Genomic DNA, 8,341 nt, shown 5'->3' with positions numbered 1-8,341 from the left:
GCTTTCTACATTACCCTTAACATTTGTGACCGTGGTTGAAGCTGGAAGTATCACAGGTGCAGCGGATGAATTGAGTATAGCTAAATCTGCGGTTAGCCAAAATTTGAAACGTTTGGAAGAACAGCTGAATGTAAAATTGGCTGTGCGTACAACACGCCGTTTTTCATTAACACCGGCGGGGGAACGTTATTATCATAAGTGTAAAGAGATGCTGGCTTTGTCACAAATGGCAAAAACAGAGATGGAAGCTTTTGGGGCAAAACCGTCTGGTGCACTGACGATTACAGCTCCTCACGCTTTTATAACCCCAATTATCGTTCCAGCTATTTCCCGTCTTTTAAAACTATATCCTGATTTAACACCAAATGTAATTGCAGATGATAAGCGATTAAACCTAGTGGCAGAAGGTATTGATCTATCAATTACTGTTGGAACCTTACCAGATAGTGACCTGCGTGCACGACGTATCGGCGAATTATATGATGTTTTGTATATCGCACCTAGCTTATTGGCGCATGCGGCAGACAAACGAACGCCTGAATTTATTGATTGGTTAAATTCTCTTCCTTATATCGCACATAGTCGGGAAACGCAGATTGTTGAACATCTTGTTAAACTTGGAGGAGATCAGGAAGAAGTAAGTTTAGAATTTAAACCACGTTTACGTGGGAATACGATTGAAGCAGTTACGGCGTTTGCCAAGCAAGGTTTGGGAATTGCGTTGCTGCCGAATATTGGCGTATTAGACGATGTTAGGGTAGGGGACTTAGTCCCTTTACTTGAAACTTCTAACTCCGATCCAACCCCTATCTATGCATTACATGCTTATGATAATTTACTGCCGAAATCTATTGATGAAACAATTGAAGCTATTCAAAAAGTCTTGGAAAGTAACTCATAATAAATTTGTTTTAGGTCAAATCTTTGCGTTTCTACCGTTTGAAATAGCTTTCTTTCTTGGCGAAATGGCAGGCTTGGTATAATCAATTCCTATGACAGCTTTTAAGGTGCATGATCTGGCGTGCCTTCGGGGGCATAGCCTTATTTTTTCGTCTCTCTCTTTTGAATTAAGAGCAGGAGAGGCGATGGTATTGCATGGCCCTAATGGAAGCGGAAAGTCCAGCCTGCTTCGTGTGTTAGCAGGCCTCATACCAGCCTTTTCCGGCGAGATGAATTTGGGTGAGGATTATACTGTCGAAGAAATGATGACATATATTGGTCATGCAAATCCGATCAAAGCGCCCCTTACAGTGAGGGAAAACCTTACATATTGGGCAGCATTATATGGGGCGGAAGAAAAAATTCCTACTGCAATGGAGGCGATGGATCTAACCGCCATTTCCGATTTACAGGGACGTGTGCTTTCAAGTGGGCAGCGTCGTCGTTTAACTTTGGCCCGATTATTTTTGGAAGATAAACCCATTTGGCTATTGGATGAGCCGACTGTTGGATTAGATATTGAAAGCTGCAAGTTACTTGAAAACAAAATTGCTCAACATCGCGCAAGTGATGGGATCGTTTTACTTTCTACGCATGTAGGAATTGATGTGCCTGACGTAAAACAACTTGATATGGCAGAGTTTTCTGAAACACAGGCGATGCTTGCAAAACAAGCTGAGGCGGAGGGATTAAATGTTTAAGGCCTTCCTCTCTCTGCTCAAGCGAGATCTGGTGATGGGGTTTCGGCAAAGTACGGATCTATATATGATCCTTGTTTTCTTTGTGATTGCTGCTGCATTATTCCCACTAGGTGTTGGGCCCGACCCCGCTGTTCTTGGTCGTATTGCTTCCGGTGTTGTTTGGGTCTTGGCGCTGCTATCTATCTTGCTTTCCTTGGATCGTATTTTTGCACATGATTACGAAGATGGGTCTTTGGAAGTTATGCTGCTGGGGCCTCAACCATTCATCATTTTAGCTTTGGCAAAAACACTGGCTCATTGGTTGAGCGCCACGTTGCCTCTCGTCATTTTGGCACCTGTTATTGCGATCATGTTGAACATGGATATGTCAGGCATCCCTGCATTGATGTATGGTTTGTTATTGGGAACGCCAACATTAAGTTTAATCGGTGCTGTTGGCGCCGCGCTTGCGCTTGGCGCACGCCGGGCAGGCCTGTTGATGGCATTGCTGGTTTTGCCGTTATTTATCCCAGTTTTAATTTTTGGTGTGACTGTAATTGATGCAGCCTTGAATAGTTTTTCAATACGACCACATTTGCTAATTCTGGCAGCACTGTTAGCAGCGGCAATTCCTTTGGCGCCTTGGGCAGCCGCAGCAGCAGTAAGACAGGCAGTTACAAATAAATAATAAGAATGTTTCAAAAAATCATGCGCTAGATCAAAAAGCGGTGAAACGATAGGATATGAATTGTCTATCCTTCAGGATTGAGTATAAGAAGAGCCATGCATAAATTCGCGAACCCTACAAAATTCATGAAAGTTGCAAATGCCTTATTCCCGGTATTTTGCATTGGCTTTATCGGACTGCTATCTGCGGGCCTATATTATAGTTTGCTGAACTCGCCTGAGGATTATCAGCAAGGCCATACTGTGCGCATAATGTATGTGCATGTGCCTGCGGCCTATATGGCAGTCATGATTTATGCTGTGATGGCTTCTTGTGCAGCAAGCAGCTTAATCTGGAAACATCCATTGGCGGACTTGATCGCACGATCCAGTGCACCAATTGGGGCCGCATTTACCTTCCTTTGTCTTGCAAGTGGTGCCTTTTGGGGTAAACCCATGTGGGGCACATGGTGGGTATGGGATGCACGTTTAACCAGCGTCTTGATCATGTTTTTCCTATATATGGGATATATTGCCTTATTAAACGCCTTTGATGATCCTCAACGCGGTGTGAAACCTGCTGCTATTTTGGCTTTGGTTGGCGTGGTAAATTTACCAATTATCAAGTTTTCCGTGGATTGGTGGAATACTCTTCATCAGCCAGCAAGTATTATCCGATTGGATGGTCCGACCATTGATGGAGGAATGTTAACACCTCTCTATATAATGATGGGTGCATTTACCTTATTTTACTTGATGTTATTGGTTATCCGTTTGCGGGCTGAATTCGCTGCAGCACGTATTCGGACCATCCGCATTTTAGGAGAAGGCTAATGAACGAAACAAGTTTTACTTCATTCCTTGATATGGGGGGCTATGCTGCTTATATCTGGCCTGTCTATGGATTGACCGCAGTAATGATGATCGGATTATTGATACAATCAATTGTGATATGGCGCCAAAATGAAGCAGAGCTTACTTTGCTGAAATCCATGAAAGAGAATAAAAAGAAAGCAGCAAAATCTTCTGCTGCTAGTGAGAAGGAAGAAGAGGTTTAACCTCATGAGTATGTCCCGCGCACGTACCCGCAAACGGGCACGTATGACCGTTGTTTTTGCTGGCTTGGCAATGCTTGGTGTTTCTGTGGCTTTGGCCCTGTTGGCCTTTGAAGATAATATCGTTTTCTTCTACGGGCCGACAGAGATTGTTGAGCAAGGCGTTGAGCCAGGCCAGAATTTTCGCTTAGGCGGTTTGGTTAAAGAGGACAGTGTCGGTTTAGCTAACGATGGCGTGACTAACTTGTTTATTGTGACAGACAATAATGCGAATGTAGAAGTTGCTTTTAAGGGCATATTGCCGGATTTGTTTCGTGAGGGGCAAGGCATTGTTGCGCTGGGTGCTTTAAATAACGAAGGTCGATTTATTGCGAGCGAAGTTTTAGCCAAGCATGACGAAAACTATATGCCGCCTGAGGCCGTAGAAGCTATGAAGCGTGCTGGTACATGGAAACATACGCAAGAGGAAGGCAACTAACTTATGGTCGCAGAACTTGGTCATTTCGCGCTTATCCTTGCGCTTTTTGTTGCAACTCTCCAATCTGTAATACCTTTGTGGGGGGCGCAAACTGGGCGTGATTGGGCGCGTGATCTAGCTGCACCGACAGCGGTTGCACAATTTTTATGTGTGGCCTTCTCGTTTGGCGCGTTAACTTATGTCTATTTGATTAGTGATTTTTCTGTTCAGAATGTTGCAGAAAACTCTCATAGTTTAAAGCCGCTACTTTATAAGATCTCTGGTGTTTGGGGGAACCATGAAGGGTCTCTCTTACTATGGGTAAGTATTCTTGCATTATTTGGTTTTTTGGTAAGTGTTTTTGGGCGTGATTTACCACCGGGTTTGAAATCACGTACTCTTTCAGTTCAAGCAATGATTAGCGTTGGTTTTTTGCTTTTCATGCTCTTCACCTCAAATCCTTTTTTACGCCTCTTTCCTGTCCCGTTAGAAGGCAATGACCTAAACCCGTTGTTGCAGGACCCTGGACTAGCAATTCACCCTCCATTTTTGTATTTAGGATATGTGGGATGTTCGATCTCCTTTAGTTTTGCGGTTGCAGCGTTGATTGAAGGTAAAGTGGATGCAGCTTGGGCGCGCTGGGTGCGTCCTTGGACATTACTTGCGTGGACTTTTCTAACGGCAGGCATTGCGTTGGGAAGTTGGTGGGCTTATTACGAGCTTGGCTGGGGCGGTTTCTGGTATTGGGATCCTGTTGAAAATGCCTCCTTTATGCCGTGGTTATCTGCAACAGCGTTGCTGCATTCTGCCATCGTTGTTGAAAAACGTGATACTTTAAAAAGCTGGACAATCTTGCTTGCGATTGTGACTTTCTCCCTAAGTCTGATTGGTACTTTCCTTGTTCGATCTGGGGTTTTGAACTCAGTTCATGCTTTTGCTAATGATCCTGAACGTGGGGTATTTATCCTCTTGCTCCTGGTGGTGGCGATTGGTGGTAGTTTTGCTTTATATGCTTGGCGCGCCCCAGATATGAAAGGCGGGGGGATGTTCCGCCCGATCAGTCGCGAAGGTGCTTTAGTGTTAAACAATTTGTTGTTAAGCGCAGCTGCTGCAACCGTGTTTCTTGGTACACTTTATCCATTATTCCTTGAGGTTGCAGGTGGGGATAAAGTTTCAGTTGGTCCACCATATTTTAATGCGACCTTTGTGCCATTGATGATTCCTTTGTTAATTGCGTTGGGGATCGGGCCTTTTTTAAGTTGGAAACGTGGTGATTTATTTGGTGTGATCCAACGTATGCGCTTTGTATTTCTGATCACCGTGGTTGTAAGTATTCTTGCTGGTGTTGCTGTATGGGGGCGTGATGCTTATGCGTTGGTTGGTCTGGCTGTTGCTACATGGTTAGCTTTGGCAACAATTGCGGAAATGATGAAACGTGCAGGTTGGCCAAAGGCAGGTTTAACTGGCACATGGCGTCGTTTATGGAAGTTACCGCGAGCTGCATGGGGAATGTCTATTGCCCATTTGGGCGTTGCTTTGATTGTTGCTGGCGCAACAGGCGCAAGCATGTTGACCTTGGAAGTTGTGAATAGCACACGTCAGGGTGATGTGATTGAAATCGCAGATTACGAAATCACTTTTGAAGGGGTTCGTGAAGTACAAGGTCCAAATTATGCAGCAGTTCAAGGTGTCTATACAGCCCGCAAAGATGATAAAACTATCTGGCAACTCTTCCCAGAAAAACGCAGATATTTTGCAACAGGTCGTGAGACCACTGAGGCCGCAATTGAAAGTAATCTCTGGTCAGATCTTTATGTTGTTATCAGTGGCGATGGGACAAATGGTGCATATGTAACGCGTGTTTATCATAAACCTTTAGTGCCATGGTTATGGCTAGGATGTGCCTTGTTGATCGTTGGTGGTTTTATGTCTCTTAGTGATCGTCGTCTACGTGTTGGCGCACCTAAACGAAGTCAGGCAAAAGGAAACATGATGTCTCCTTCACCAACTCAGGCTGCAGAGTAGGACTATCCAGAAATGATGCGTCGCCTTCCTTTTATCCTTCCGCTTGTTCTATTTGCTGGATTAGCGATTTATTTTGTTTTTGGATTGCAACGGGCCAGCGAAGTAGGTACGGAGTTTGTACCCTCTGCACTGATTGGTAAACCATTCCCAGAGATGAACTTAGCGCCTTTGCAGCCCAATAAACCGGGTTTGAAGACAGCTGATCTCAAAGGTCAAATCAGTGTTGTGAATGTTTTTGCTTCGTGGTGTGTGCCATGTCGCGCAGAGCATCCAATGATTACGCGTTTGGCCGAAAAGGAAGGCCTGAATGTTATCGGTCTTAACTATAAAGATAAACCGGAAGATGCACGCAACTGGTTAGATGAACTTGGTGATCCATATATGGCGATTGGTATTGATCGTGATGGCCGTGGCGGCATTGATTTAGGTGTTTACGGCGTGCCGGAAACATATGTGGTGGATCAAGAAGGAATTATTCGTTTCCGCCATGTAGGCCCCATCCAGTTACGCCATTTGGAAGATGATATATTACCATTGGTGGAAGAGTTGAGCCAATGACCATTCGCAAATTAATATTGATATTGTCACTGTTGTTTTTGCCACTTTCAGCGCAGGCGGTGCAGCCTGATGAAATTCTGGATGATCCGGTATTAGAAGAGCGCGCGCGTGTGATTTCAGAAGATCTGCGTTGCCTTGTCTGTCAAAATCAATCGATTGATGACTCTGACGCTGATCTTGCAAGGGATTTACGCATTATTGTACGAGAGCGATTAGTCGCAGGTGATAGCAATTATGAGGTTTTGGAATTTATCGTTGCGCGTTATGGTAATTATGTTTTGCTTGATCCACCAATGAATATTCAAACACTTATCCTTTGGATTGGGCCGCTCATTATTTTCTTGTTAGGAAGTTTGGCTGTGGTGTTTTGGTATCGTGGACGCAATCCTGTGCCAGAGATTGTTGAAGAAGTTCAAAAAGGTAAATTATCTGCCGCAGAGGAAAAACGCTTAAAAGAAATTCTGGGTGAAGAAGGTGATCAATAATTATGGCTGAATTTTTGATTGTTGCGACCCTATTTACCTTGATTATCATGGTTGTGATGATTTGGCCTTTATTGCGTAAATCATCCGTTCAAAACGAGGCAAGCGTGGCAGAATATGATGCTGCAGTTTATAAAAGTCAGCTTGAAGAAGTGAAACGTGAAGAGGCACGAGGCGATTTAACAGCGGAAGAAGCGGAAGCTGCCCGTGTAGAAATTGCGCGTCGTATATTGCAATCGGATGCCGAAAGCCAAGACGCAGCCAATAAGAAAGATATCTCTAAATCTTTACGTATAATTGTAGCGACATCCTTTATTGGCATTGTTGTCGCGGCTTCCATTGGAACCTATTTGAATTTAGGCAACCCTGGGATGCCAAGCTTTCCTTATGCGGAACGTGACGGAGAAAGACAAGCTGCGCGTTTAGCAGAGCAAAATCCAAGTATGGATATGGCTATTGCGAATGCAAAACGTCAAGCAGAAGAAAATCCTGACCTGCTGGATGCGTGGATGGATTTAGCTCTTCTTCAAATGCAGGCTGGTAAACCGAATGAAGCGGTGTTTTCTTATGCAGAAGCGGTACGTGTAGATCGCTATGCGCCGGGTGTTCTTGCCGCATATGGTGAGGCGCAAGCATTAGCAGCGAATGGCAATATTGATGAACAGTTGAAAGCACTTTTCGAAGAGGCTGCTTCCTTAGATGCAGATGATCCAAGACCTGTATTTTACCTTGCACAATTTGAATATCAAAGGGGTGACCCTAGAAAAGCTCTGAATATCCTGATTGATCTTATCAAGAACGCGCCGGACCAAGCTGGCTGGACAGCGGCTGTCCATCTTGAAACTATGCGTATGGCAGAGGATGCAGGGATTGATATTTCCGATCAGTTGGCGGCACTTAATACGGACGCACCTTTTGCGAATGCGCCTGCAGGCGTCGATGTGAGTGGTATGAGTGCAGCAGAACGTGATGATATGATCACTGGAATGGTTGATGGGTTAGCCGCAAAATTAGCAGATAACCCAGATGATCTTGAAGGATGGCAGCGCATGGCACGTGCAGCGACTGTGCTGCAACGTGAAGAACAGGTTGTTGAAGCTTATGATAATCTTCTTCGTTTGGAAGGTGAAAGCATCACGTTGCTACTTGAAAAAGCAAATGCATTGATGGAAGTAAATGGTGGTCGTCCTACTGCTGACGTGCTTCAAGCGATGGGACGTATCTTACAGATTGATCCGGAAAATGCTGAAGCATTATGGTTTAGTGGCATGGCATCTTTAAGTATTGGGGAAAAAGAAAAAGCTGAATTATTGTTTAAGAGAGCGCTAAATAGTGTTGGTAAAGATGCCCCCGAATATGACGCGTTAAAAGCGCAAGTGGAACGTTTATTGGCTGAATAGTTTATTCATCTTTGATTGTATAAATAAAATTAAATTAAAAATGTATTTTAACTATTTGCTTCTTAAGGCATAATAAGCT

Annotated in this window: 10 protein-coding genes; all 10 read left to right on the top strand. The window is 44.2% G+C overall.

The genetic code is table 11. From position 1 onward, the window contains the following. A partial coding sequence (locus tag E1160_RS01830) for a LysR family transcriptional regulator (protein WP_155153282.1) occupies window positions 1-901 on the top strand: 901 nt, incomplete at its 5' end. A gap of 91 nt (window positions 902-992) precedes the next feature. Then, a complete protein-coding gene (ccmA, locus tag E1160_RS01825; protein WP_155153281.1) occupies window positions 993-1,640 on the top strand; it encodes a heme ABC exporter ATP-binding protein CcmA in 648 nt (215 codons plus the stop codon). Beyond that, a complete protein-coding gene (gene ccmB, locus E1160_RS01820; protein ID WP_155153280.1) occupies window positions 1,633-2,307 on the top strand; it encodes a heme exporter protein CcmB in 675 nt (224 codons plus the stop codon). The genes ccmA and ccmB overlap by 8 nt, the downstream gene beginning before the upstream one ends. A gap of 95 nt (window positions 2,308-2,402) precedes the next feature. Beyond that, window positions 2,403-3,119: a heme ABC transporter permease gene (locus E1160_RS01815; protein WP_155153279.1), complete on the top strand. Its 717-nt coding sequence runs from the start codon at window positions 2,403-2,405 to the stop codon at window positions 3,117-3,119. Continuing rightward, window positions 3,119-3,343 carry a heme exporter protein CcmD gene (gene ccmD / locus E1160_RS01810; RefSeq protein ID WP_155153278.1) on the top strand — a complete coding sequence of 75 codons (225 nt, stop codon included), beginning with the start codon at window positions 3,119-3,121 and terminating at the stop codon, window positions 3,341-3,343. Before E1160_RS01815 ends, ccmD begins: the two co-directional genes overlap by 1 nt. Window positions 3,344-3,347: 4 nt before the next feature. Next, window positions 3,348-3,818, top strand: coding sequence for a cytochrome c maturation protein CcmE (gene ccmE, locus E1160_RS01805; RefSeq protein WP_155153277.1), 471 nt, complete (start codon window positions 3,348-3,350; stop codon window positions 3,816-3,818). Between the two features lie 3 nt (window positions 3,819-3,821). After that, entirely contained in the window at window positions 3,822-5,822 is a 2,001-nt protein-coding gene (locus tag E1160_RS01800) for a heme lyase CcmF/NrfE family subunit (RefSeq protein ID WP_155153276.1), read from the top strand. A gap of 12 nt (window positions 5,823-5,834) precedes the next feature. Next, on the top strand, window positions 5,835-6,380 hold the full coding sequence (locus E1160_RS01795) for a DsbE family thiol:disulfide interchange protein (RefSeq protein ID WP_328597108.1): 546 nt from the start codon (window positions 5,835-5,837) through the stop codon (window positions 6,378-6,380). After that, window positions 6,377-6,865 carry a cytochrome c-type biogenesis protein gene (locus tag E1160_RS01790; protein ID WP_155153275.1) on the top strand — a complete coding sequence of 163 codons (489 nt, stop codon included), beginning with the start codon at window positions 6,377-6,379 and terminating at the stop codon, window positions 6,863-6,865. The genes E1160_RS01795 and E1160_RS01790 overlap by 4 nt, the downstream gene beginning before the upstream one ends. Window positions 6,866-6,867: 2 nt before the next feature. Then, a complete protein-coding gene (ccmI, locus tag E1160_RS01785; protein ID WP_155153274.1) occupies window positions 6,868-8,262 on the top strand; it encodes a c-type cytochrome biogenesis protein CcmI in 1,395 nt (464 codons plus the stop codon). The last annotated feature ends 79 nt before the right edge of the window (window positions 8,263-8,341 follow it).

The sequence above is a fragment of the Curvivirga aplysinae genome (genome assembly GCF_009711445.1).
In the GTDB taxonomy this organism is placed as follows: Bacteria; Pseudomonadota; Alphaproteobacteria; order UBA8366; family Aestuariispiraceae; genus Curvivirga; species Curvivirga aplysinae.
Note: the sequence above shows the minus strand (reverse complement) of the source record. Positions and strands in the feature narration are given on the sequence as shown.

What these genes read in the sequence shown, in the direction of transcription:
- ccmA (WP_155153281.1), top strand. Translation starts at nt 993, where the DNA reads ATGACAGCTTTTAAGGTGCATGATCTGGCGTGCCTTCGGGGGCATAGC.
- E1160_RS01790 (WP_155153275.1), top strand. Translation starts at nt 6,377, where the DNA reads ATGACCATTCGCAAATTAATATTGATATTGTCACTGTTGTTTTTGCCA.
- E1160_RS01795 (WP_328597108.1), top strand. Translation starts at nt 5,835, where the DNA reads ATGATGCGTCGCCTTCCTTTTATCCTTCCGCTTGTTCTATTTGCTGGA.
- E1160_RS01800 (WP_155153276.1), top strand. Translation starts at nt 3,822, where the DNA reads ATGGTCGCAGAACTTGGTCATTTCGCGCTTATCCTTGCGCTTTTTGTT.
- ccmI (WP_155153274.1), top strand. Translation starts at nt 6,868, where the DNA reads ATGGCTGAATTTTTGATTGTTGCGACCCTATTTACCTTGATTATCATG.
- ccmE (WP_155153277.1), top strand. Translation starts at nt 3,348, where the DNA reads ATGAGTATGTCCCGCGCACGTACCCGCAAACGGGCACGTATGACCGTT.
- ccmB (WP_155153280.1), top strand. Translation starts at nt 1,633, where the DNA reads ATGTTTAAGGCCTTCCTCTCTCTGCTCAAGCGAGATCTGGTGATGGGG.
- E1160_RS01815 (WP_155153279.1), top strand. Translation starts at nt 2,403, where the DNA reads ATGCATAAATTCGCGAACCCTACAAAATTCATGAAAGTTGCAAATGCC.
- ccmD (WP_155153278.1), top strand. Translation starts at nt 3,119, where the DNA reads ATGAACGAAACAAGTTTTACTTCATTCCTTGATATGGGGGGCTATGCT.